Source organism: Caballeronia sp. PC1, from assembly GCF_021353155.1.
GTDB classification, from domain to species: Bacteria; Pseudomonadota; Gammaproteobacteria; order Burkholderiales; family Burkholderiaceae; genus Caballeronia; species Caballeronia cordobensis.
Window position 1 is genome coordinate 2,412,394 of sequence record NZ_JAJUBH010000001.1, and the last position, 25,445, is coordinate 2,437,838.

General features: G+C 56.1%; 13 protein-coding genes and 1 pseudogene. 5 read left to right on the forward strand and 9 right to left on the reverse strand.

Translation table 11 applies throughout. From position 1 onward, the window contains the following. Window positions 1-30: 30 nt before the first annotated feature. Entirely contained in the window at window positions 31-369 is a 339-nt protein-coding gene (locus LY284_RS11540; protein ID WP_014190273.1) for a P-II family nitrogen regulator, read from the reverse strand. A gap of 444 nt (window positions 370-813) precedes the next feature. Here LY284_RS11540 and LY284_RS11545 point away from each other — a divergent pair, with 444 nt between their 5' ends. Next, window positions 814-1,080, forward strand: a complete 267-nt coding sequence (locus LY284_RS11545; protein WP_014190272.1) for an accessory factor UbiK family protein — start codon at window positions 814-816, stop codon at window positions 1,078-1,080. A gap of 95 nt (window positions 1,081-1,175) precedes the next feature. Next, a pseudogene (locus LY284_RS11550) lies at window positions 1,176-2,120 on the forward strand (YifB family Mg chelatase-like AAA ATPase); the annotation flags it as partial. A 121-nt stretch (window positions 2,121-2,241) separates the two neighbouring features. On the opposite strand, the gene LY284_RS11555 reads toward LY284_RS11550, so the two are convergent. From LY284_RS11555 to LY284_RS11585, 7 genes are all read right to left on the reverse strand, one after another. Then, window positions 2,242-3,552, reverse strand: coding sequence for a tyrosine-type recombinase/integrase (locus tag LY284_RS11555; protein ID WP_233386106.1), 1,311 nt, complete (start codon window positions 3,550-3,552; stop codon window positions 2,242-2,244). A gap of 140 nt (window positions 3,553-3,692) precedes the next feature. Then, window positions 3,693-4,274: a hypothetical protein gene (locus tag LY284_RS11560; protein ID WP_233386114.1), complete on the reverse strand. Its 582-nt coding sequence runs from the start codon at window positions 4,272-4,274 to the stop codon at window positions 3,693-3,695. Then, on the reverse strand, window positions 4,271-6,373 hold the full coding sequence (locus LY284_RS11565) for a hypothetical protein (RefSeq protein WP_233386116.1): 2,103 nt from the start codon (window positions 6,371-6,373) through the stop codon (window positions 4,271-4,273). The genes LY284_RS11560 and LY284_RS11565 overlap by 4 nt, the downstream gene beginning before the upstream one ends. Beyond that, complete coding sequence (locus LY284_RS11570; RefSeq protein WP_233386119.1) at window positions 6,366-8,729, reverse strand: hypothetical protein; 2,364 nt, start codon at window positions 8,727-8,729, stop codon at window positions 6,366-6,368. Before LY284_RS11570 ends, LY284_RS11565 begins: the two co-directional genes overlap by 8 nt. Before the next feature lie 1,184 nt (window positions 8,730-9,913). Next, complete coding sequence (locus LY284_RS11575; protein ID WP_233386122.1) at window positions 9,914-12,238, reverse strand: AAA family ATPase; 2,325 nt, start codon at window positions 12,236-12,238, stop codon at window positions 9,914-9,916. Between the two features lie 97 nt (window positions 12,239-12,335). After that, a complete protein-coding gene (locus LY284_RS11580; protein ID WP_233386130.1) occupies window positions 12,336-14,057 on the reverse strand; it encodes a DUF4236 domain-containing protein in 1,722 nt (573 codons plus the stop codon). A 110-nt stretch (window positions 14,058-14,167) separates the two neighbouring features. Next, window positions 14,168-20,794, reverse strand: coding sequence for a DUF3320 domain-containing protein (locus LY284_RS11585; protein ID WP_233386132.1), 6,627 nt, complete (start codon window positions 20,792-20,794; stop codon window positions 14,168-14,170). Between the two features lie 565 nt (window positions 20,795-21,359). Between LY284_RS11585 and LY284_RS11590 the strand changes: the two genes are divergently transcribed. The 3 genes from LY284_RS11590 to LY284_RS11600 all read left to right on the forward strand — a co-directional run bounded on the left by LY284_RS11590 (window position 21,360) and on the right by LY284_RS11600 (window position 25,105). Next, a complete protein-coding gene (locus LY284_RS11590; protein ID WP_233386141.1) occupies window positions 21,360-22,208 on the forward strand; it encodes a hypothetical protein in 849 nt (282 codons plus the stop codon). 137 nt (window positions 22,209-22,345) lie between these two features. Continuing rightward, window positions 22,346-22,714, forward strand: coding sequence for a helix-turn-helix domain-containing protein (locus LY284_RS11595; RefSeq protein WP_233386143.1), 369 nt, complete (start codon window positions 22,346-22,348; stop codon window positions 22,712-22,714). A gap of 546 nt (window positions 22,715-23,260) precedes the next feature. Continuing rightward, the gene (locus LY284_RS11600; protein ID WP_233386145.1) at window positions 23,261-25,105 is read left to right on the forward strand and encodes a P-loop NTPase fold protein; all 1,845 of its coding nucleotides are present in this window, start codon (window positions 23,261-23,263) and stop codon (window positions 25,103-25,105) included. 38 nt (window positions 25,106-25,143) lie between these two features. On the opposite strand, the gene LY284_RS11605 is transcribed toward LY284_RS11600, so the two are convergent. Then, the gene (locus tag LY284_RS11605; RefSeq protein ID WP_233386160.1) at window positions 25,144-25,296 is read right to left on the reverse strand and encodes a hypothetical protein; all 153 of its coding nucleotides are present in this window, start codon (window positions 25,294-25,296) and stop codon (window positions 25,144-25,146) included. Window positions 25,297-25,445 lie beyond the last annotated feature (149 nt).

Here is a 25,445-nt window from a genome sequence, read left to right on the forward strand (position 1 = left end):
CTTCTGGTTCCTCTTATCGCCAATTTCTTGTTAGAGCGCGTCGGCGCCGGTCTCGCCGGTGCGGATGCGGATGACCTGCTCGATCGCGGTGACGAAAATCTTTCCGTCGCCGATCTTTCCCGTGCGCGCGGCGCGTTCGACGGCTTCGATCGCCTGATCGACGATGTCGTCCGAGACGGCCGCTTCGATCTTCACTTTCGGCAGGAAGTCGACGACGTACTCCGCGCCCCGGTAGAGCTCGGTGTGCCCTTTCTGCCGGCCGAAGCCTTTCACCTCGGTCACGGTGATGCCCGACACGCCGATGGCCGACAGCGCTTCACGCGCTTCGTCCAGCTTGAACGGCTTGATGATTGCGGTAATGAGCTTCATGTATCCCTCGCTGTGGTGTGTTCCTTCGTTGCCTTCTAAAGCGGGATGCGCTGGGTGTTACCGCCACGTCCGCCCTGCCGGGCCGCTCAGAGAAGCGTGCTGAAATGCCGCGCGCCATTTATGCAACTCGTATGCCATGCGAGTATTCATGGGGCTTTGCGCGATTTTTACGAAACCTTCAGCGGAGGGGTCGGCCGAACGGCCAACGCGCGTCTCGCGTGCTGGCGCCGGGGTAGGTTCATTGCTAGAGTGGTCGCAGGGTCCCGTAAAAAGGGGCATGGGCGGACAACGCGAGGGCGCGGCAGCGCTAAAATCGCGGCGCCTCAAAGGTGCTTCGAGGTGCGTCCGGTCGCCGTGCGGCGCGCACCAATATCGATCATTCGATAATTCGGGGCACTGACCTAACAATGAATGCACTTTTTTTGTGCAAGAAGGGAGAAAACAATGAAGCAGCCCAACGACGTGTTCAACGACTTGCAGCAGAAGATGAGCGAACTCTTCAAGAACTCGCCCGCGAAAGATGTCGAACGGAACATGAAGGCGATGCTGTCGCAGGGCTTTTCGAAGCTCGATCTCGTCACGCGCGAGGAATTCGACACGCAGACGCAGGTGCTTGTGCGCACCCGCGCCCGCCTGGAAGAACTCGAAAAGCGCGTCGCGCAGCTCGAACAGCGCCTCGCGGCCGGCGGAGCATCCACCGCGCAAGACTAACGGCGCCGGGAGCGCCCAACGCATACCTCGGCTAGCGAGCCGTGAGTTTCTAGTTTTATTGCCGGCGCGGTCCTTGCGCCGATTCAGGTGAAATCATGTCGCTTGCCGTGGTCCGCAGCCGCGCGCCCGCCCCTGGGCGCGCGCCCGAAGTCGTCGTCGAAGTTCATCTCGCCAATGGGCTGCCGTCGTTTTCCATCGTCGGCCTGCCCGATCTCGAAGTCCGCGAAAGCCGCGAGCGCGTGCGCGCCGCGCTGCAGAACTGCGGCTTCGACTTTCCCGTGCGCAGAATCACCGTCAATCTCGCGCCCGCCGATCTGCCGAAGGAATCCGGCCGCTTCGATCTGCCGATCGCGCTCGGCATTCTCGCCGCGAGCGGGCAGATTCCGGCCGAGTCGCTGGCACATCGCGAATTCGCCGGCGAGCTGTCGCTGACCGGCGCGCTGCGCCCCATGCGCGGTGCGTTCGCGATGGTCTGCGGCGCGGCGCGCCAATACGCGTCGCTGCGCGAGCCCGACGCGCGCATCCCCGAAATCTACGTGCCGCTCGCGAGCGCGGCGGAGGCGGCGCTCGTGCCCGGCATCGACGTCTTCGGCGCGGCCGATCTGCCGACGCTTTGCGCGCATCTCAACGGCGTGCCAGATGCGCGGCTGAGACCGGTCGAAGCGGCGACGCTTGCGCCCCAGCCAGCGTCGAGCGCCGATCTGGCCGACGTGATCGGTCATCCAGCGGCACGGCGCGCGCTCGAAGTCGCAGCCGCAGGCGGTCATCACCTGTTGATGGTCGGCCCGCCCGGCGCGGGCAAGTCGATGCTCGCCGCGCGCCTGCCGGGCTTGCTTCCGCCGATGAGCGACGACGAAGCGCTCACGTCCGCCGCGATTCTCTCGGCGAGCGCGGCGGGCTTCACGCCCGAGCAGTGGCGGCGCAGGCCGTTTCGCGCGCCGCATCATTCGTCGAGCGCGGCGGCGCTCGTCGGCGGGCGCAATCCGCCGCAGCCGGGCGAAATCACGCTCGCGCATCTCGGTGTGCTGTTCCTCGACGAACCAGTTGTTTCGCTTTTGTCAAAAAGTTGCTCACCGCCGATTGCTATATAAATCAAAAGCTTGTATGGCTTCTGAACATTTTGGGGTTGAGCAACTTCATATTCTGCCGACCGCGCGCGCGTCAGCGCTTGGCCAGACCGAGAGCGTCCGCGAGCATGGCGCCGCTTTCACTTCGTTTGGTCTCAAAGCCTACAGTCCTAGACAACTCGTCGACCAGACGCATCAGACCTTTTTCAAGCCTGTCGGCGTACTGCAAGGCGTCAAGCGTCTCGCGTTCAGCCTGGAGTTCCGCTAGCTCAGCCCTTCCTTCCCGCGCCAATCGTTGAAGTTCGACAGATGGCGACGGCTCCTCCATCAGTAGCGGCATTAATGCGAACGCCCAGTCCACATAGCGGTGCAGCGTGCTTTCGGTCGTCAAGCCAGTCTCTTGCATAATCTCGACCTTCAAATGCTCGAATTTCATGCATAGCTCAAAGAAGTGCTGCGCATTGGTAACTTTATGAGCGACGATAAACCGATAGACCTTCATCGTGAAAAATCGATGACGGAACAGATGGGGATGCGCCTTTTCCTTGATTCCAGCCGCCTTCCTCAAGATGTGGACTTCCAGCGTCACGGTATCCGGAGTGATGGGTTTTCCGGTTCTAACATTGACAAAAACAAACCCATGGTCATTTTTTCCCAAACATCTATCAACAATCGGCGCTCGGTAAAGCTCGATATACTCGATTAGGAAATCCAATTCCGCATGTGAAATCGGAACTTTCCGTATTTGCGGCGCCCCCCTACGTTTGACGGTCATTAGGTCGATGAAAGGTCGCTCCATTTTTTTGGCACGCATGACATCATCGACCTTTAGATTTGCGGCCTCTATTCGTCGCGGTCCGACTGCCTCTAGGAACCGGAGAATTGTTAGCCGACGCATCTTTTGCGCAGACGTATGGCTCGATGTAACCGCTGCTTGACGCAATAGATTGATGTTGTGCTCGGTGACCGGGTTTCTACGATTCTCCGCACTTTTTTCGGGAAAACACGGGTGATGCCAATACTCGACGCGGACCTCCTGATTTCCAGACAATTTTTTTGAAAAGGTCTTTTTGTACGCTTGAATGTGTGGACCTGTTGGAGCCACGTAGTCGGCGATGTTCCGCCTCTTTCCTACAAAGTCGAGAAAGCTGAGCGTGCGTCGCCCGATTCTAAGAATTGTTGTGTTGCACTTGACTTGCTCACCATCCGACCTTTTTTCCGCAGCCAGCCCACGCATAAACAGTACGAATTGCGCGTCCGTCAGACGGTGGAAATCCAATTTGTTTGCATGGCAGTAACGCACTACCGGGCTCAACTCTGAACTGTATGTACCAAGCGTCCCGCCGCGGTCAAATAGCGAGCGGCTCTGTGCCAGCAGAAATGCCATGTAGGCGGCAATCTCCATGCACCAACGCCCATCAGGCCATCTCGGCAGCGGCATTCCACCTACGCTAATCGTGCGAATCTGACTTCGTTCATATGAGCGAAATACTTCTGTCCCAGCAGGCGCCCGGACGAATAGCTGTGTGCGTCCCTTTCCGCGACTCATAGCTGCCTCAACTGGACCAGCCAAGTTTCAGTAGCACTACCAATTTCCACAACCGGTCGATTCGCAAGGTCAAACATTGCAAGCAGTCTTTCTTCCTCTTTATCCCATAGTTCAACCATGGCCGGACTGCGCGAGCGATTCGCGAGGCGTCTGCCAGCCTTGAGGGCTTCGTGAAACGCCGTCGTCACATGCCAGAGGTCAACCATGGCTTGAACGTGCGCGAAATTCGCTGCCGTCAAATCTTCGCTCAGCCGCGCTTTAGTTCGATGTTTGGATTTGAGGCTTATCCGCGTTTCTTCTTCAACGGCCGCTAGGGCCGTCTCCCGAAGAGAATTGAGGCCCTCGAACCCTCCGTCAAGCACTGCGGCGGCTAATCGTTCGACTGTTGACCTCGAGGTTCCTGTAATGCGATGCTCCACATTCGAATACTTGGCAAGACGACTTTGCCGCTTCAACGCAGAAAACAGATGGGTGTCACCTAGATATGCTCGAGGGTTTCCGATGATTTTTCCCAAAAACACTTCGAGCGCGACCACTGATTTCTCGTTCGGCGTACGTGGTTTGCGCTTGGCAGTCATTTCCGCCTCTCAATTCGAGCCACAATCTTGTACTGATGGCCGTCAGCCTGCGGAAGAAACACTGGCTCGACCACGAGCCCTTTTCTCATCTGTAGATTTAGATAGTCTTCAAGGGCGTCCGCATCAATAAGCGAAAACCTCCGCGTTCCGAAATGCGCTTCGGCAAGGTCACCCAACTCCTTACGGACACGCTCATGAAGTTCAACGACCTGTTGCTCTTCGGGAAGGCGTAGCTCATCGACAAGGAAATAAGCGGCAGCCTCCCGTTTCATATCCCCCGAGACTGTGTTGGTCAGGTAGTGCCACAAATGTGCGGCGTCCACTTGGCCAACGAACCAGCGAAGCGTGTTCAGATTGCCCTGTCGTGCGGCGAAGAAGAAGGTAATAATCAAGAACCGACGGAACTGATGCTCCCGCAGGTAGTGCCGACACCCATGTTCGTTTGTTGGCGTAACGAAATAATCACAGAAGACGTCTAAAGCCATGTTGAACGAAACAGGGAGAGGGACACGCAGTCCATAGTGTCCTGGCATACTAAACAACGCTCCGAAGCCGTCCGTACAACCGGCATGAACGAGCTGGGATTGAAAATCTTCCACGATTGAAACGATTTGCCCAACTATAGGTGGCACCGGCCGAGACTCTTCCTGACGTAATCCACCAGCTCCCGATTTCGCATTCCTAAAGACAATGTAAGACCGCGAGGAATCCAAACACCCAACAGTCGGCAACTTCAGGAGCTCGATTTGCCTACGTGCTGTGATTGGACCAATCACATGAGCAATCGAACCGTATAAGACATGAATGTTCTGTAACAGTCCGCGCCCCTTACGAAGGTCCTCAAAAAATTTGTTCGGATTGGGCCTGTTGTCGCATTTTCTAAACTGCGGCCAGTTTGTTGCGCGCTGTCGCAAGCAGAACGTGGAGACTCCAAAGTTGAGTGCCCCTTCCGTCATAAATTCCCGAACATCTCTGTTGCAAACGAGCGCTTGGAGAGAGGTATTCTCCGCCTTCGCGGCTTTCATCAGGTTCGCGTAGCTCAGAAGTAAGTCTTCGCCATGTTCCATCGCGAACTCAATAGCGTGCCGTATGCCGTCCAATACTTGCCAGACCGGTGGATTCCGGTACCGGCCCGGGGTGCTCGCTTCATAGCGGCTCGCGTCTTTGTCCCGGATTGCTTCGACGGCGTCGAGAGGCACATCCACTCCAGCGCTAGCTAACGTTGACAAGCTGAAGATTGTCATTCTCCATGCTTGAACGTACTTCGAGGAGGGCCTGTCTCTTTCGATGGTACGGACGTCAACACCCGGATACTCCCGGCGGTACTTTTCAACGGGGTAGAGACAGAGCTCATCGGGTATCGCTTTTCTCCCTCTTCCGAAAATCGTATCTTTGTAGATAATCTCCGTCAATTTGGGGACATACGGCACGTACCGGTAGTCGTGAGTTCCCGCAGTTCGATACATCTTCAGCAGCCAAAGCACAGCTCTCCAGGAGGCGAGTTGAGTCCTATCCGACGTCAGAGTCCAATCTTCTTCCGGAACTGAAATGTCGCCGAACACCTCGTGTCGTTTCAACAGCTGGTCGACATCACCTTGGTTCTCATGTACCTGCTCGTCGAGCCATCGGGCGAGACGCTCTGACCAGTGATATATGACCTCTTCATCGTTCGGTCCTGCCGCACAGCGGAACAGAAGTTCATCGAAGTCACTCTCCGTGACCAAATCGAATCCATACCGGTCGAGCTTGAACCGGTCGTTCTGTAGCAGGAAGAAGTCGACGAACCGGCACGCCCGGTAAACCAACTGCTTGGTCGCGGGCTCATCCATTACTCTCCCTCTCATAGTGGCTGGGTGTGCTCGACTAGTGACTATCAATTTGAACGTCTCGAGCATTTCGGCGTGAGCTTTGTCCGTTAGACGCCCCTTTCCAAATGCTACGGACCACTCAATCGTGCGTTCATAATCGCCGAATTGCATGACCCAAGTATTCGCCGGAAAGGGACTTTTGAGCCAAGTCGCCACCTGCAGGGCTGAAGTACGCGAATGCAGCATAGACTGGAGACGTTCCAACAATCCTTCCGGCATGTTCTTAAGCATAGATTGCCTCCGGAGACACCAGTCCAGAACAGTCACGCCGCCTCGCTGCTTTGAGCATCATTCGGAAGTCGTCACGAGGTGGAGAGCTGTGCTCAATATACTCAAACAACTTCCCGGCATATTCGTCCCACATGATGGCAAGCTTTGACACCGGTTGCTGAGCACTGGCAACCGCAGCTTGGACCGCCAGTAACAACGTCAATATTTCTTCATCAACGGAAAAAACAACTGAGGCGAAGAGGTGTGCCGGGTCCTCCTGTTCGTCGGCTTTCGGACGGGCTGCCCACTTGAGAGCATGATGAGCGATAAACCGATTCAACTCTTCGAGGCTTTGGAAGCCTATGGACGGCAGGAGGTACTTACTGCCTTTAAGAGCCTCCACTAAGATTCCGCATTGAAAAAGACGGACCCATCGCTCCTCAAAATACATCAGCAAAGGGGCCGGCAGGTACCGCTCCAGCAGTCTGACATCGAGCTCTTTGTGACCAAGCAGACGAGCCAACTTGTGAATATCCGGTTCACGGATGTACGCTACGACAGCAGTTGTCGCGCGTACCACAACGAGAGAAAAGCGAGCAGCTAGGGTAACTGCGTCCAAGTCTGACATTTGTCCACCGGCGAGGAACTGGTGTTTCAAGCTGCCGATGTTTCGGAATCTGGATGTGTCATGTGAGATTCTGATTCGACTAGGATTCGAGAAGCCCTTGCCGCAGTGAAGAAAGAGGTATCTCCAATTTGGGTCGTCCTTCGCCCGCAAGTAGTCTCGCAGAGGTTGAGTAATATGAACTACCTGAGCCACAATTCCCATGCTTCGCTCTGAAAGCTGAATCTTCTGCTCTGAGTTCTCCGGGCCTCGCCGGAACTTGTCACCATCAAGTATCCAGCCACCGTCGGTTTCGGCCACACCAGACAACTGATTGTCACTATCAAAAAGTCGAAGATTCTCAAGGAAGCTTGGAGTCAGTTCAGGATGGTCAATGACTAGTAAGGTCAGATGAGGCAGAAGTGCCCCTGATACCGGCAAAGCGAGAACATCGTGTGCCAGGTTCTCTAGTGGGCGTGGATAGAGCATGCGGTGACCTCCGTCCCTTCTCATTTTGAAACCGTGATATGCGAAAGTAGCGCACGCATGGGCCTCCCAGTTGGGGTTCTGTCGGTCAATCAAAGCAGTTCGCCCGTCCCACAACTGCGAGGAGAGGACTTTTTTCACACTACCGACTTTCGCAAGTTCCTGACGTCTTTGAAACCGGGCCCACAATGCATCGACCTCACATTTCGCCCACCGCTCCACTAAATTCAGATGTGCTTGAATCTTGAAGTAAATGAGGTCGGCAGCTTCCTCGTGACTAAGGTGCAGCGGAATGTCAGTCAGCAGCTTGGTAATGTACGTCGCTCCGTTGCTGTCCGTCCGCCGGTGAGTGCCCGGATGACCCGTCTGCTTCGAAGGCAACGCTGGAAAATCCTCTTTCGAAAGCCTCGCAAAGAAGCCCCCTGTGCAAAGAAATGATGTCGCGAAATTCACGAAGCGATTCCAATCGGAGGCGAGGGTCGAGTATTGATTTCCTTCCCGGGCGTACAGGCCAGTCAAATGAATCACGAACTGCACCATTAGATAGGATAACTTACTATACGAACGAAAATTTTTCTTGTCCCAGTCGCTCGGCTGGTCTGCGATAAAGTCAAGGAAAATAGTCTCGACCGATAAGCCATTGATTTTTCGTCCGCCAGTCCATCCGCCAAGCGAGACAGCAATATCGTCTGCGAACTTTTTACCATATCGGAGATAAAGCTTTCGCAGGTCAGGCCATGCGATGAGTCCGTTTGATTTTGGAACAGGCCATCCTCGCCACAAGTCAACCTGGTCGCTGCGCAGTTTCATGGTCTCAAATTCTGCTGCGCCAGCTGTGAACCAAGCGGAGACCTTCGTAGTAGACGGCGCTTCAATCCGAGAAAACGCGCTGGGGCATGCAATCGCCAGCGCAGCTCTCCATCCATATGCCCACTTGTACCGGGTGTCCAAACTCGCGTGAAGAAACTTTTCGGAGTACAGTGCGCCGGCAAAACCCACCAGAATGTCAATCGAGTTGAATCGATTGTTTGCGAACGACAAACGTCGTCCCGTTATAGCTAGATACGCGTCCAGCATCTGAAAAAGCGCTCCACACATCACGTCGCCTTGCTTAAACAGCGCACGATGAATCGCGTCTGCTAGCTTAGCGTACGCGGCAGGGTTGATGTGTTCGATGGTGTGCTCACGCGGCCAGCGAAGCGTTCGAATAATCGAAGGTGCTAATAGCATATCCCTCCGCTGCCCGGTAAGTGAACTTCCCAGTATGAATTGGTGCATCACGTCCATTAGCGGAAACTCCTATCAGGTTGCGACTCGGGGTGCCCCATGAACAATCGTGGCGACATTAAGCCCGGTTGGTTGCGAGCAGAAAAATATCTTTACTTCCCACAGACTCATCCTAAAATGACAGTTGGATATTGCAAGGCCACTCGATTAACCACGAAAAAAGGCTGCCCGTAAATTAACTTTTAAGACCAAAAGTTGAAACAGTTTGTAACCGTAACGGTTGCGGGTTCTGCTGGGCTCTGTAAGCCATCGAAGGATGCCGCTTATCAGAACATCGCGGCTCCAGTTTCGGTCGCGTGCGCTTGCGGAGAGGGCGGCCTCTCGGGCAGCGTCCGCCGAGGTCTGGAGTTGCCCTGCAAACCCTTTCCCACTCGGGGAACCGCTTGATTTCGCAGACAGCATGACGGGCGGCCCGGCGGCTACCCCTCCGGTCATCCGCCAAATAAGCCGCACCTTCTGAAGTCCTCTCACCATCCCCTGTCGATAAGAATCGCGCGCTAGCTAGCGCACAAGGCCGCTGCATGGCGACTGCCTTGTGCATGGCAGTTCGCCGACCCATTGCCTGTTCCGACTACCGCCTGCGCTTGAACTTCCCTTTGATTTGAGCCCGCGAACGAGACCTTGCGGTTTGCTGCGGTGGGCCGAGTACGCAGGGCGCCTTGGCAGAGTTCCGTCGGAACGAGACTCCTGAGCACGGAAAAATGAAGCACGGACGCACCTGCAACAAGTCGCCCGCTTCGCCTAGCAGGTCTGCGCTCGTGCCCAGCCCCAACCCGTGATGCGCGCCAATATGGTCGAGCAGCGAAATGACGCGTTGGCGCGTCACACCGGTAAAGGCGGCCGCGAGATTGGCGCGGCGTAGCACCTCGGAGACGGGAGCACCTCAACCAGTGCGCGGTTCGCCTCGGTCAACGCAATGTCGGCCTGCGCCTTCGGGGGAGTAGCGTCCACGAGCACCAGCTTCGCCGAGGGATTCACCCACTCGAACGGCGCGTAATACATCACGAGGTCGCCGTTGCCGTGCATGCGCAGGGATGCAGATTGCGGGTCGCCTTGTGGGCCTCGGTAGTCCCGGTTGCAGATTCGTAGTTCTTGAACAGCTCGAGGTTCACGAGGGAGTTGGTCCTTGTATGTTGTTTTACTTCCTGCGGCTTGAGCAGGAGCTTGCGTGTTGTTTGAGTGCGTTAAGCCAACGCCATCATGGCGTCGTAGTGCCTCTCGTCGTTACGCTTGATGAGCGCAAGCAAATCTGCGAGGACCGCGGGCGCCTCAGAAAGGACAGAAAGGTCATGCTCCGGTTCCGAAATTTGCTCCATGTGCGAATGCGTATGCAAGAATCGGATGACTCTCGACATCATTGCAGGTTCACCCTCCAAGTCTTCCATTTGTCGCTTTAAGTTACCGGCGTGTCCCGGCACCCTGAACGACAAGAAGGATTCGAGAAGACGCCGAGCAACGTTTGGCAAGCCGTATACGTCGGACAGGCTTTGGGGGGGGACCATCGCTGCACCGTCTTTTACAAGGCGGAACAGGTAGTGATATTCCGATTCGTATTCGTGAAGCAGTGGGTCCAAGGTCCGAAGAAACGCGTTGCGTCCACCATCATTCACCTTCATCGACAGCATATAGAAGTGAGATACCGTGGATGTCTCGGGCTTGTAGATACCGTTCTTCAATTTGCCCGCGAAGTTGAACCAGTTTTTCACTTGCCTGAAGAAGCTAAAGTTATGTGTCAACACGAAGAGCTGCTTCGCGTTCTTTGTCCTCTCCTTCATATATCCAAACGCGCTAAATAGCGAGTTTGCATCAAGGCTCGACACCGGGTCGTCAATCACAACAATGCCTTCCCGTAGCTTGAAATCAGAATCTTCAAGTGTCTTGAGGAAATACATAAAGGCGATGGCCATGCGCTCGCCTTCACTCAGATGCATCGCCGGCACCCTTCCCCGCATAATAGTGTAGCCATTTTCCATTGGCTCAAAGCGCAGTTCGTCGCGGCCAAGGTACGCAGCAAGTTCTTGCGTCAACTCATCCGCAGGCTGATGATGATGGCGAATAGCTCGATGCAATTGCGCAATTCGTCCGCCTAACGGGCTCAGCTGCACTCGCAAAACTTTGATACGGTCAACCAGTTCGTTCACACGAGCTTCGTGTTTTGCCCATTGGGCAAAGGCTTTCAAACCTTCGTCAAGTTCCAGATTTTTACGCGCTTCTTCGGCAGCTCTTTCAAAGTTATCTGAGTGCTCGTTATGCTTCGTGACCAAGTCGCAGATGGTCTGCATTGCGACTCCCCCGGAACTGGCCCCCACCGCGTTGATTCCATCAACTATAAGCGCTAGAAACGTCCAGAAACCTTTTGTATTTTCTGCGGTGCTAACGTAAAGATAGTCCGACAAGTCGAGCTCTGAAAATGGCTGCGCTTTCTTTGCCTCTATCGCACGCGTGAGCCCATCGAGATATGCGTCCACGTAGAGCGAATGCTGCTCCAGTTTCTTTAGTGCGAGGTCGTATTGTTCGAGGAGTTGTGGATAGATAGCAGAACGTTCAGGAATCTGACGCTGTCGCGCTGCTTTTCGCATCGATTCGACCTCAGACGAAAGCGCTCTCAATCGTCCCTGCTGCGCATTGAAATGGTCGTTGAAGTGGGCAGACAGAGCTGCTAGCCGCATCGGCTTCAGTTCCTGCTCGCAAAAGTGACAATGCTTCCGACCGTTCGAATGAAGGTGGAGGCCGCGTTCGACCCACGCAGCAACTTCGGGCTTGTCCACAAGTTCTTCAATTGTGCTAGCAACGACAGTCGTCTTCAGTTCGGCGGCCAATCTACCATTAAGGCTCGCGAGGTCAGCTTGACCAAATTTTGGCACCATCAGCTTAGGCAAAGCTTTTCCGACAATTGCATTTTCCGCTTCAACCCGCTTGTCACGCGGCAACGCCTCGGGCAGCACTGCCGTGGAAAAAAAAGTCCGCATCAATTCTTTGAAGCGCGGTGCCTCATAGTTGTTGTAGCGCGCGTCACCCATCAAGAGATTTCGAATGCTCCGCGCCTGATTGGTGCAGAGCGTGTTCTGCAGTGAAATCTCCGCGTCCTTTTCGGCGCCGAGTTCCTTCAGTGCCTTATTTAGCGCGTCCTGCTCCTCTCCGAGCGAGATTATCGCCCTCTGCTTTTCGGCACTGTCCTCGCCAAGGTAGAAAACGGGCGGGAGCGCCACGCCCGGTGTCTCGAAGACATTGCGGTCGACAAAATCTCGGTTAAATACACGTATCGGAGACGTATTCAAGTTCGCGAAGTCAGTACCGGTCACGACGTTTCCGTCTATCACCAACTCAGCGACCCCGGATTCCAGAGGCTGTCGCCGCTGCACGGAGTGAAGCAAGGACGAGAGCGACGTCTTCCCGGCACCGTTCCAACCGTAAACTAGGTTATAGCGTCCGAAGTCTGGCAGGCCATCCCAAGTGAAGTCCCGGAATATTCGATAACCCTGCAGCTTTTTAATTTGCGTAATTGTCACACCGGCCCTTACTTCGTCGAGTCTATTCTGTTGGATTTCATTTCGCGCGCTTACGTTTCAACCACGCTCAGCGCCAGCAATCGCGCGAGCACTTACTTTACTGAGCAACCTTACCGGTCTCCGCAATCGCTGCAAGCGCAACATTCTGGTCGGCGTACCACCGGATAAGGCATTCGCGCTCATGGCATTGCTGCTCGCGGTAATTCCATTGAGCCCGGGTCCGCTCTTTGAATGCTACTGGGTCATCCGCAACGGCTTTGGCCTTGGCGTAGATTGCAGCCAACTGAACGTCATCTGAGGCCAGCTCAGCGTCGCTACATATGATGTGCTCTGCGTCGGAATGAGCCTTCGAACAATCAAAGCTGGTCTGCTGGAATGAAGCCGTTTGAGCCGAAGGCGCGGCGTCTGTACCTACGGCCTCCTGCGCCCAGCTTGATAGTGGAGTGACACCGACGGGCAAGTCAGGCCACTGGAATATCTTTATGGAGGCGCTACCCGAAGAGTTTGAGTTTTGGTTGACGAGCATCACGCCTTTGCCGGATGTTGCATTGATGGCAAACGCGGCTTGCTCCGTACTGCACTCATGTTCTTTGCACCCTTGCGCGACCAGATAACCGTCTTGCATCTGAATTCCGGAAGAGTTCACCACGGCAAGCCGCTCCGAGATTTTTTTCCAGTCCGCTCGCGAGACGCCATTGAAAGCAGAACGGAATCGTTTGTCATTCACGACATCAGACGGGTACTTACCCACTAGCCAGCTAAAATCCGGAACCGGGTGGCCTGTATTCAGTGCCGTGGCAGTAGCGGCAGCCGGCACAACGCCATTCGAACCGTCTGCGGTTGTGGCGGATTGAAGCGTGACCTGTTCGCCATTCCCATTGGACGCTGGGTGGTGAGGATGGACGATGATGGTGTAGATGAGCGCCGCTGCAGTGACTGTTGCGGATGCCGCTGCCTTGACGGCAACATAGTCCTTACTCGAACGGATGGCTGGTCGCGGCGTGACCTCCACAGTTAGTTTGGACTGAAACCACTCGTTCGTCTCCTTTATGGCTTGGGAGGAAACGGACCTCTTGCGCATGAAACTGAGAGTCTTGTATCCACCGTAGGCGAGCGCGAATCCAGTCAAAGCAAGCCCCACGGGCACGCTAAGCACGGCCACTAGAAAGCAACCCAACAGCGCAGCAAAGAGAGGACCAACAAATCCAGGAGCACTCGGCCATGCCTGCACTCTGGCCATCAAAGCGCTGGCGGCTGTCTGCAACTCACCGCGAGGTCCTTGCGCCGCGGCACATTTGTGCTCCATCTCGTAGACCGCCAGCATCGCCTTTTCTTTTTCTGCGAGCGAGACCGTGCCGATGTCTACGGCTAACTTGATAGCTTTCGTTGTGAGCGCCGAATCGTTCGCGAGCGTATTGAGGAACGGTTGAAACGCCTCGAGTTTGACCGCTTCGCCGATGTCATCATCTTCGACGTAAACACCGTGGGAGATAAAATACTGTCGAAGCGCATTCGTCGTTCGCGACTGCACCTTGTAGACGAAGTCCTGCGTTGCCTGCTCTCTCTTTGAAAGGTTCTCAGTATTCGTATTTTCAGTACCGGTGCTCTCAGACGTGCCGTGACTGCCCCGACGGCTCGATTCTCTGCTCTTCAAATTTGTCGTATATCTGATTCCGGTTCCCGGAATGCTTGCGGTGATGCGGCCACGGGTGTTGTACGTGAAGCCCTTTCCACCGATTGATGTGCTGATTCCGCTCTTACTGAGATTGACGCGGATACCGGGCGCGATTTTTATGCTTTTCCTAAAGCCCCAACCCATGTTGTCCCCCAAGATGCCTTGACCAGCGAACTGACGTCGCCGTACGAAAGGAAATTTTCTGCCCGTTGTGAAGACGGCCGGACACCTGTCGCGCCGACCGTCGTACTGTTCTAGTCTCGGGAACCAACGTCCGAAGAAGTGGCCTTCGTCGCATTTGACCAAGCCATTTCCAGACGCATTCTGCTGCCCGCGTTAAGTTTGCGCAGACCCACTTCTCGGGCCATCGCAGGCACGCCAGACTCTTCGTCATGCCCTGCCTGCATCATGTCGAACGCGAGTGCTCGGAGTTCGGCAAGAGAGATTTCATCGACCGACCGTGCGGTGCCAGCAATGGGTCGCCGGAATTGAATCTGCACATCAGCAGATTCACTCTTAGCTCGGAAAAACGTACCCACATCTTCTGCGTCACCGCGGAAGTGCTGCGACGCCAGCCGTACGACCCGGTCCTGGATTTTCGCGCCTGTCCGAACCCAGCCATGCGCCCGCGCAATACGACGCGCCAGCACTTCGTCCCGAACCGGTCCTTCCACACGTACGACGTGCTCAATCATCCGAAGGAGCGTTGGGTTATAGACGACGTCGAAGAACGAGTTGGCATCGACCGCGTATTTCTCAAGCGTCAAATCGACCTCCGCAAAACGTCCCTCGACTTGGTCGCTCGAATGAGCAACGGCGGCGTTCCGAGCGTAGGTAACCGGCAGCGTCGTAGCGTCCGTCACCATTTTCACCTCGCTAAACGGGTCGGTTGTCGTGTCTGCCGACTGGTCCATCTGCTCATCCGGCATCGCCATTACTTCCGCGATAACGTGCTCCGCAAGGACTGCCGCCTCTTCCTCGGTCTGCGCCCGCTTCGCCCGCTGTTCTGCGAGCAATTCCTCGAGCTGTCGATGAATCTTCTCGACGGTCCCTCGCATGTCAATCCACCAATCGGTCGACCAGATACGCAGGATTTCCCAACCGAGGCCACGCAAGACCTGCTCACGCAACTTGTCGCGGTCGCGGGCTGTCGCGGAACGATGATAGGTCGCACCATCACACTCAACGCCGGCAAGGTAACGCCCCGGTGCGTCCGGGTCGACTACACCGAGGTCAATGCGGAAAGCCGACACACCGACCTGCGGATGCAACGTCCAGCCTTTCTCGGTAAGCGCGTTCGATACAGCTTTTTCAAACGGGCTGTCGAAGTCTCCGACGCTACCTGTAACAGCCTCGCCGAGCGCACGTGCGCCGCGGTCCGCAAACTCCAGGAAGTGCTTCAGGTCACGCACTCCAAGCGCCTGGGTTCTCGCCAAATCCATTTGCTCTGGACGGAAGCTACCGAAGACTCGAAGCTCCTGCCTCGCTCGGGTAATGGCAACATTCAGACGACGTTCTCCGCCCTGCTGGTTCATCGGGCCGAAATTCATCGGCATGGTGCCGTCAACCCCCGGGCCATAGGTGGTTGAAAAATACATGATGTCCCGCTCATCACCCTGCACGCTCTCCAGGTTCTTTACAAACACGGGTTCGAGCTGCGTTTCCAAGAAGAAGTGCTCAATGGACGGGTCGCTACGACGCTCTTCATCGAGCAAGTCTTCGATGAGGGATTGCTGTTCAGAGTTGAACGTCACCACGCCAATGGTCAAACCACTGTCGCGGAAGCCGGGCGCTTTCATTTTGCCGACCAGGTCGGCTACTAGCGCTTTGGCTTCTGGCTTATTTGTTCGCGCCCCACCGCGCTCGTATTGGCCATTCGTAACGTGATTAAAGCTGACGGCGCGGTCGTTCGTGACCGGACTTGGGAACGTCACCAAGTCCCCGTCGTAGTAACGATGATTCGAGAATGCAATCAGACTTTCATGGCGGCTACGATAGTGCCACGACAGCTTCATCGTCGGCAGGTTGGCGCCGATACACTCCTCAAGGATGCTCTCGAGTTCAGTCTCGACATCAGTGTCATCAATATCCGATTCCGCGCGGTCAAAGAAACTTGTCGGTGGCAACTGTTTCGGGTCACCAACCATGATGACCTGCTTCGCACGTGCCATGGCGCCAATAGCATCCCACACTGGAATCTGTGACGCCTCATCAAAGATGACCACATCAAAGTTCGCCGTCTCGGCTGGCAGATATTGTGCAATCGACAGCGGGCTCATCAAAAGGCACGGCGTCAGGCGCATCACTGCGCCCGAAGCTTGAGACATCAACTCGCGAAGAGGCAGATGGCGAGTCTTCTTTTGCATTTCATATCGCAGCAGGCCCCATTCAGAGCCTCGTGAGACACGGTCAGGCGAGGGGTGCCCGGCCGAAAGCTGCGCGCGCACCCAGGCTTGCGTCAAACCAATGAACCGCTCGTCAAGCTCCCGGAAATCCCGAATACGTTTTTCGTGCTCTGCTGAAACAAAGCTGCGCAACACGTCGTCCACATCGACAACAGCATTCAACCACCAGCGACAGTAGTCAGTCTCGAACGCTTCTTTTACGCGTCCGAGCTGGATTGCACCCTGTTCAACGCCAGCGACGACGGGAGCAAGTCCCAACGCGAGAGCCGCAGCTCGGGTCTTGCGCCATGCACACCAGGCATTCAACCGATTCGAGCTAGCTAGAACGTCGCTTGCACGCGCGGCGAGCGCCGTGGGGAGAAGCGAGCCAAGCGTCGCGCTATCAGACCCTGGCAAGCCGCTCGCGACCGCGAATTGAGTCACTGCCTGATTAAACGCCTGTAGTGCCTCGGCATACATACGCCCGGCACCCGCAATCGCGCCCGTCGGCTCAAGCAGTACATTGCTATCGCCCAACAGCAAGGCAATGGGGCTCTTCACTGCCGCCAGCGCCTCAGGCGAATTTGCCATCAATGCAAGCGCGCTCGACAGCGCCTCAAAGAAACCGAGCGCAGGTTCGATGCCCTCCAGTTTCGTTTGCAAACCGTTCCAGAGTCCGCCGGTCTTCGCGGGGAGGTCGTCAAACTCCTTTAGACGACCACCAAGCGCAACCAGTTCGCGCATCTTCTTGAGGTCCGCCGACGCGATGGCACCCGCGCTGCCGCGCTCGATAACGCTGAAACCTTCGTCCTGCCAATGGCTGCCAGCCACTGCTGCTGCCAGAGCACCTTGAAAGACGACGTATGTCTTCGCGACAGCCAAATCCGTTTTATATCCAACCCAAACGGCGTCGGTCTCTTCTTCAAGTCCGGAAAGGCGACTGATTATCTGGTCAATCTGACGAAGTTCTCTGATGCGAGCGAGGTCTTCGCGCGCCGTCTCGCCACACTGCCCTCGGCTGACTGGGTCAAGCCCAACATCTTCCCAAGCCGCGCGTACGCGAGCCTGTTCGAGGGCGGTCTGGAAACCGAGCGAAGCCCGCGCTACATCGAGTTCTGTTCTTAGTCCCAGCCATGCGTTCGATGTTGGCAGCGAAAGGTCGTCGAGCGCTTTGATTTCTTCCTGAAGCAAATCAATCTGCTTAAGACGTTCGATGTCACCGCCAATGTCTGGCTCGCCTCCGCCGGTCGACAGCTCCACCAGTTTCTTCGAAAGCGAGCGGCGGCGCATCATGCTCAACGGCCAGGACGAATCCTGCAGTTCCCTCCAATCGGACTGGAGTTGCTGAACCGTTGCCGTCGAAATACCCTCTTTGTATTTGAGCGACAGTTGGCTAACGACGTCCTGGCGCTTTCGCAGGAGTTCAATGCCAGCGGAAAGCCGCAACCTCAGCGATTCGTTCCACGGCCGGGCAAGCTGAGAATGAAGTTCGTGATAGCGGGTGAGCTGAACGATACCTTGTCGTACATCCTCCAAGACCTGGTTGCCCCGCGGTGCCGAAAGAGAAGCGTGCAGCTCGCGGTGTCGTTCGACCAATGGTTTCGCGACGCCCAAACTCTCTGCGATGGTTTTTGCATCCGGACGCAGAACGAACTGCCAATCGTGCCCGGATGCAGAGGGCAAAGTCGCAGCCAGGAGACGCAGGCCTTCCCTAACACGCGTGTCGGAAACAGATGACGGCAGACCGACGGCCGCACGTAGTTGCTCAGTGGCCGCTTCAAAGCGGGCTACCACTGGGCCAATAGCGCGGGCCGAATCCAGCAACGCGGCTTGCCACAGCGGTGACCATTCAGTTTGAACCACGTGAGCGAGCGGGCTGGACGTCAACTGTCCCTCTCCCATCACTTTAGCGTGAACGTCGAGCAGGTCGGCCGTCTCGCGCAGCGTTCGCATAGCGACTGAATCGTGAACCCGAGCGGATGGCCATGACAGTTGCAGGACGGGCAAGTCATGCCCGCCGACAACGCGGCCGATTGCCTCATATACACTGAGCCCGTTCGGGTATCTCAGATGCAGACGTTCAACATACCCATTCAACTGGTTGCGCAATCCCTCCAGTCGAGCGGCTTCTGCATGCCATTCATCGGGTTCCATCGCCGCAGCGGAATCCCACGAAGTACGTAGCTGCTCGAGCACTTCCGTCTTACGTGCTTTGCTGGAATGCAGTTCGAGGCAGAAGTTACCAAGACCAACATCGGCGAGGCGCCGGTATACAACATCAAGCGCCGCCATCTTTTCTGAAACAAACAGCACACGCTTTCTTTCCGCCAGACACTGCGCAATCAGATTCGAGATGGTCTGGCTCTTCCCGGTTCCTGGGGGCCCAATCAGGACGAAGTCTTTTCCTTTGCTTCCCGCCACGACCGCGGAAAGCTGCGACGAATCGGCCGGCAATGGGCAGAAGGTGTTCTTGACCGGCAGTTCTGCGTCGAGCCTTCTGGCGTCAGGAAACTCAAGCGTGCTCTCATACGAATCGCGCGGCGTTTCAATGAGGTGCCGTACGACCGCGTTCTGTTTGAGCTGCTCGGTTCGCTCAGTCAAGTCCTTCCACATCAAATACTTCGCGAATGAGAACGTCGCGAGAACGACTTCTTCGACTACCTCCCAACCCTTGATGTCCTTGACTGCACTGGATACGGTCTTCCAGATTCCCGCGACATCCAGACCAGAATCATCCTTGGGCAATTCGGCATCCTGGATGCCAAGCTCCAGTTCGAAATCCTGACGCAGCATCTCAATCAGCGTCGGATTGAAGCGCGGTTCGTCATCGTGCAGAGTCAGGCTGAACCCCGAGCGAGCGCTTCGCCGCTCAAGCGACACAGGAATAAGAATGAGCGGCGCGCGATACTTCTTGTCGTCCTTCGCTTCGCGTGTCCAGGAAAGAAAGCCCAGCGCCAGATACAAGGTGTTGGAACCACCCTCCTGCAGGTTTGTGCGTGAGGTCCGAAAGAGCTCGACCAGCCGAGCATCCATCTCGTCTTGCGAGAGTCCGACGAAAACTTCTTTTCGCTTCAATGCGTCAATCGCATGGGAACGACGAATGTTTTCGCGCTCCCGAGCTTCATGAATTGCCTGGCTACGCGGGTCGTTGCCGTCCATAAGGTCGGGACGCGTGAGCAGCTTGATGGCGTGCCCCTCCGCCAGAATATCTTCCAGCTGGCCGGGGTCCGGCGCTTCCAGCTTCAGCGATTTCTTGCCGGCCTTGAAACTGAGCAGATTATTGCGAAGTGACAGGTCAAGCAGCTTCCGTTGCCAACGGGTCAGCCGGTCCTCCGGGCGTTCGACAGCCTTGTCTTCCGAGGAGCGTTCCAGTTCTTCTGGCAGTTCCGGAGCGGCCTCGAACCCTCTTTCGAGATTGACTTCTTCCGTCCCGACAGTCCCACGTTCAATCGCCTGCTCGCTGGCAAGCGGCTTGATACGCTGCATTCGCGCGCGGCGGATGTCGATAGCCAAATGGAACTTTCGCTCCGCCTCTTCGGAAATCTGCTCCTCGCCGTTCGCAATAGCAAAGCTGAATGCCGGATAAGGGCGATGCGTGAGCATCGTCGACTCAAACAGCACCATCTCCTTCAATTTCACACGTTTCCGAAGCGCCGTAACATCGTCGATAACGGACGTCGAGAATTCTTCGGGTTTCAGCCAGACGCCTGGGAATGCGTGTCCATCCGTGAAAATGAGCACAGCGTTGAGACCGGCCTGTTCGAGCGCTGCACACATAAACAAAGCGAGGTCGAGACAGGTCCCAAGGCCCGAGTCGGCTATTTGGCTGGGACTACGCACCTTCTGCCCAGTCTGTTCGAAGCTCGCCGGCGGCACCGCATAGTCAATGCCCATCGAGCCGATGGCATTCCAGATGGCGGATGCCAATTCCCAAGCTCGCTTTGCACCTTCCTGATACCCGTTGATAGCCCCTGACTTGCCTGCTTTGTGAAGGACGTCCGCGGCCTTCTTCAAGACCCGCTCCACCGCTTGCTCGTTCGGCTGAACGAATGCCGCGACCATATCGGGGAGAGCCGTTAGGCCGCCCCACTGGTTACGTGGCAATAATTCGACGGTTGTCTCAAACGAAGCAAGCTCATCAAGATTTTCCGACCCCGCGGTCAGCTTGAAAATAATGTGTGCCTTTTCCGACTCGGTCAGCCGGCCAAGAAGAGTTCCATCCAGGGACAAGTCGAGTTCGCTGATGCGAACATCTTTTCCGGTCGCGATGTGGTCCAGGTGCCATGTCTTCGGCTTGAAAAATGGCGGCTCGGAGGATGCGGTAAGCATCGCCTCCTTGATGTCATCGCCCGTCCCGTTGGCAAGCGAGAGTTCGTGGACAACCGGAATGGCATTCTGGAAGTCGGCCAGATTTATTTTGCCAGCGAGCGTGGCCTTAATCTGCACGCAACGTGGCTCCTCCGGCATTTTTGCCGGCTCAACGATAGTCTCATTCATCTGGCCCCCAAAACTTCCGCTTGTACGTCTTCTCTCAATTTGATTATGCCGTCGCTCCGTCGCGCCCTAAACGCCGAACAGGCAAGGAGAATATGGGCTTTTTGTGGAATCGAATGCCCCCCTTCCGACGGGAGTCGCGCCCCATCGCATAATCTCATATAGGTGGAGACACTTGCTATGGCATATACCGAAAAACCCCGTTTTGCACATCCACATGGCAGTCGGTTTGAAACGAATCGGTTCAGTCAGACGAGCTCCGGAATAACGAATCGCAGCAAAAGGCAAACGATTGCGAAGCGCAGAAAAGATGCTCCTCAGCGCATTCCCGCAATATTCCAAGCCGCCAGCCGGTGCTCATAGTAAAGTTGCCCCCTGCCATCCAGCACGGCGTATGCGGCTTCGAGGAAACGGGTCCGGGGTGCACCACACGTCGACGTTTGCCGCGTGATTTGCGCGTACACGCGAGACTGCACCCCCCGGAATTATCCCTTTATGCGCTCTGTCGGCGTATAGCACGCAGCTACAATATGGCTACAACTTGCGTGAATCGCCCTTCTTATTGCCCATGACCACTCTGACCACAAGTTCGCATCTTGCCTTGATGTATAAACAAGCAAGCGATTTCTTGAACCTTGACCAGGCGGCCCGCGCGCGGTCGGACTGGTTCAGAAGCTTTCGTGACGACAAAGATGTTCGCGGCTTCTTCACGAAGAAGAAGTTGCTCGCGCAAGGCACAGGTCTGCAGGTCACGGTCATTTCACAGATTGCCCGCGCGATTGTCGACTGTATTGAGGAAGGCGAACAGGACTTGGCACCGACCGGGTCTGAAGTGCGCGACATCATGAAGAGCGCAACAGACCTGGCAACCAAGCTAACTGCAGCGCACTCCTCCTGGCTTACTCCCGATGCCCGAACGCGCGGCTTCCAGGAACCGCTACGAAAACTCCAGACCATGCCATCGATTGTGCCGGTCCGGACTGCGGGCCGCTTGCCGATGACACAGCGTCGAACGCTCATTCTTCGGCTCGCCCACGCCATCTGCGAGGCGTGCGACGAAATCCCTGTTCGACTCATCACCGCGGTCGTCGCGCGCGCGTGGGAAGAAACCTTAGAACGGCAAGTCTACGATGTGCTGACTGCCGCCGAACGCGTCAGTATCCGAGTGCTCGTCGAAGCAAAGCGCAGGAATCAAGCAGACAGCGAGAACACAGCACATCTCGTGATAAGCCGGGCAAGCGTGCCGCGAAACCGCACTTCGCCCGTGCCCGACTCCCGAACCGACGCCCAGCGGCTGGCTCAGGCTCTCGACATCGTGGGTGGGTTCGCCGATGAGACCGCGGCTACCGTGCTTCACGACGCGCTGAGCACCGCAGCCGTCGAACTCGGGATAGAGCCGGATTCGGCCGAGCGGTAAAAACCAGCGGAAATTGGGCCTGTTTTCCGGCCTATTTCCTCCGGATTTTTTACGGCTGAATTGGCTTGGTATTTCGGTAGCAGTGTTTCGGGCCGACAGGCAAACAATACGTCCTGTCATAACTCGCACTGCAGCGAATGCAAAAACACACCAAACCGCCGAACTTTCAGTCCTTCGACAGCATCATCGCCAACTGGCCAGACAACACCGCGGAGCATCAGCGAGGGCGCCTGCTCGATGCAATGAGGCTGTTCACGGGGATAACGACATTGGAAGCGACGCGGTTCCTTGACATCATTGACCCTCGGGCACGAGTTGTTGAGCTCCGCAAAGAGGGCTATAGCATCGTCACCTCGTGGGTAAGCCAGCCGTCCGAGTGCGGTCGCCTCCACAACGTCGGGCTGTACACGCTCGCATGCAACGAGAACGCCATCGAAGTCGGCATGAAGGGTAATTCCATGTCCAAGGCGGTCGGTAACCAGATGGTCCTTGCTCTCTGGCACTGACGGGCAAGCGCGGTGACGGAGGAGGATTTACTCAGCGGTTCATCATGCGCCTCGCAGACGATAGCCACCTTGATGACGGCCCTTGCATCAACAGCTCAGTGCGGCCGCTGCGTTGCGACCGCATCAGCTATGGCAAGCTCAATTAGCTGCTCGGCCTCCCAGACTGCAAGCAGCCAACGCTCTCGCAACACCCCCAGCGACTCCTAATGACTAGCGTATTGCACGTGAGGACCGATGAAGCGATGTTGCATTTTGGGCATGTGGCTGGGCGAAGGCGAGGCCACGTCCATCGTGGCGCTGCACCTAGTCGACCGCGGCGGTCTTTCTTGACGAGTTGCGCATCTAATCGTACGACTTCCGTTAGCTCCGATGCATATCGCATTTTATTGAGGTAATCCTACACCAATTGAACGGCTTCTATTAGCCAGAAATCTGGTATAACCGAGCGCTTATGCGATTTACACGTTATCCAGCTTCGAATCCACAACAAGAACGTTTACACGGGCTTAACGCAAGGTTGAGCTGCGACATCGAGAGGCCAAATCAGTGTGGCATGACAACGAAACTACCGTTGATTATCTAAATTTCGGCATCGTAGCGGATGCCTGCGCAAAGTTGCTCCAACAAGCTCGCGGCGAGCCGATTTCTGTTGGAATTTCCGGTGGATGGGGCGCCGGCAAGAGCTCGCTGGTAAAAATGGTCGGACAGCGTCTTGAAGGGCTCAACAAGCCCGACGAGAACAGCTACGTTTTTGTCACCTTCAATCCTTGGTTATATCAAGATTTCGACAGCGCCCGCAGCGCTCTTTTGCAGTTAGTTGGCGACAAAATTCTCGAAGAAGCCAGTAACCGGGAAGGGTTGCGCGACAAAGCGCTAAGGCTTCTCAAGCGTATAAACGTGCTCCGACTCGTACAACTGGGTGGTGAGGCCGCCGCAACATATCTCACTGGCGTTCCCGTTGGGATGATTGGCCGGGCCATGAAAAGATTTGGCTTGCTCGATAGCGAAAACGGTGAGGAAGGCGATAAAAAAGAAGACGATAAGAAGGACGATGGACTTATCAAAAAGGCAGAGCCGCTTTCGCTGCCGAACGAGATACATGAGTTTCGTGTAGCACTCGAAGCCTTGTTGGATGAGCTAAAAATCACGTTAGTTGTCTTCGTGGACGACCTAGACCGCTGCTTGCCCAAGACTGCTATTTCCACGCTCGAATCCATCCGGCTGCTGCTGTTCATTAAGCGGAGCGCATTCGTTATTGCGGCAGATAACGACTTCATCAAGGGGGCGGTCCGCATTCATTTTGCTGGCACGGAAATCAAGGACGAGGTCGCAACGAACTATTTCGACAAGCTGATTCAGGTTCCTCTGCATGTTCCGCGACTCGGCGTGAATGAAGCAAAAGCATACATCGCGCTCTTACTTCTGCAGAGAGCATGTCAGGACGACAAGTTCTCGGTAGATAAATTCTCAGATGCCCAAGTAGCAACCTCGAAACGGCTAAGAGAAGCATGGCGTGGGGATTCCGTCACTCTTGAATTTCTGGAGGCACAGGCCGCTGGAGACGAAAACATAGTCGAACTGATGCGTCTCGCGGACGGGTTAGCACCTTTGCTTACCAGGTCTGTTGCAGTCGACGGAAACCCTCGTCTGATGAAGCGGTTTCTCAACACCGTTTTCCTGCGCTCCAGCCTGGCTGAGCCGCAAGGCATCAAGCTTGACCTTCAGGCTCTCGCAAAATGGCACCTCGTGGAACGTTGTGCTCCAACACTTGCGTCGGCACTCGCGAACCTTGTAACGTCCGAGCATGATGGGCGCGTTGAGAAATTGCGGCTTGCGGAAGAAGCGAGTGCTGACGGCAAGCCGTTGGAAGAGCCCTTTAACACCAGCGAGCCTTTCGTGTCCCAATGGCTCGGGCTTGCTCCTCCCTTAGGCGAGGTAGACCTCCGCCCTCTTCTCCACCTCAGTCGCGATACAGCAACCCGCGACTTCGGTGTGGACGATTTGACAGCGGGAGGACGCGAGCTGCGTGATGCTCTCGTCGAAGCCAAAACGCGGAGCCCGCAACTTGCCGCGGTAATTACCGGGGCGGGTGAAGTACAGGCGGGATTGGCGATGGCGCGTGCGTGGGTGCTCAAGGCCTCGAAGCGTACTTGGAAGAAGGCAGAGGACGTATTGATGCTCATCGAGACTTGCAAAGTCTTCCCCCAGCATTCTGCAAGGGCGAAGGAGTTACTACTCACCGCTCCCGTCGGGCAAATCGGCGCCGGCATTATTCCAGAACTGCAAGCGCAACCCTGGGCGAAGGAAGTGCTAGATATGTGGTCAGCAGACGACGCCCTCGACCAAAAGGTGAAGCGTGCAATTGAACCCATGGATAAAAGGAAAAACTAATGGGGACCTCAACTTCGAGTAAGGGCGGCGGACCCCGCTCACCATTTGACCCAGAATGGCTCGAGGGACCCGCCGCAGTCGGGGGTGACGGGGACATCGGTGGCGGAGATGGCGACGAAGGCGGAGATGGTGGAGACGGTGCTGATGAAGGAGACATTGGCGGGGACAACAATGGTCAGCCAGTAGGCCAAGGCGCGGATGTGCCCGGAGACCAGCAGCCGCCCATTCTCAATCCGGCAAGACGTCTTGCTGGCGCCCGTGCCGCTTTAGCAGGAGCTTTGCGCGGCGGCGGTTCGGACCAAATCAGGTCCGCTGCGAGGCGCATGGTTGGACGTGGGAT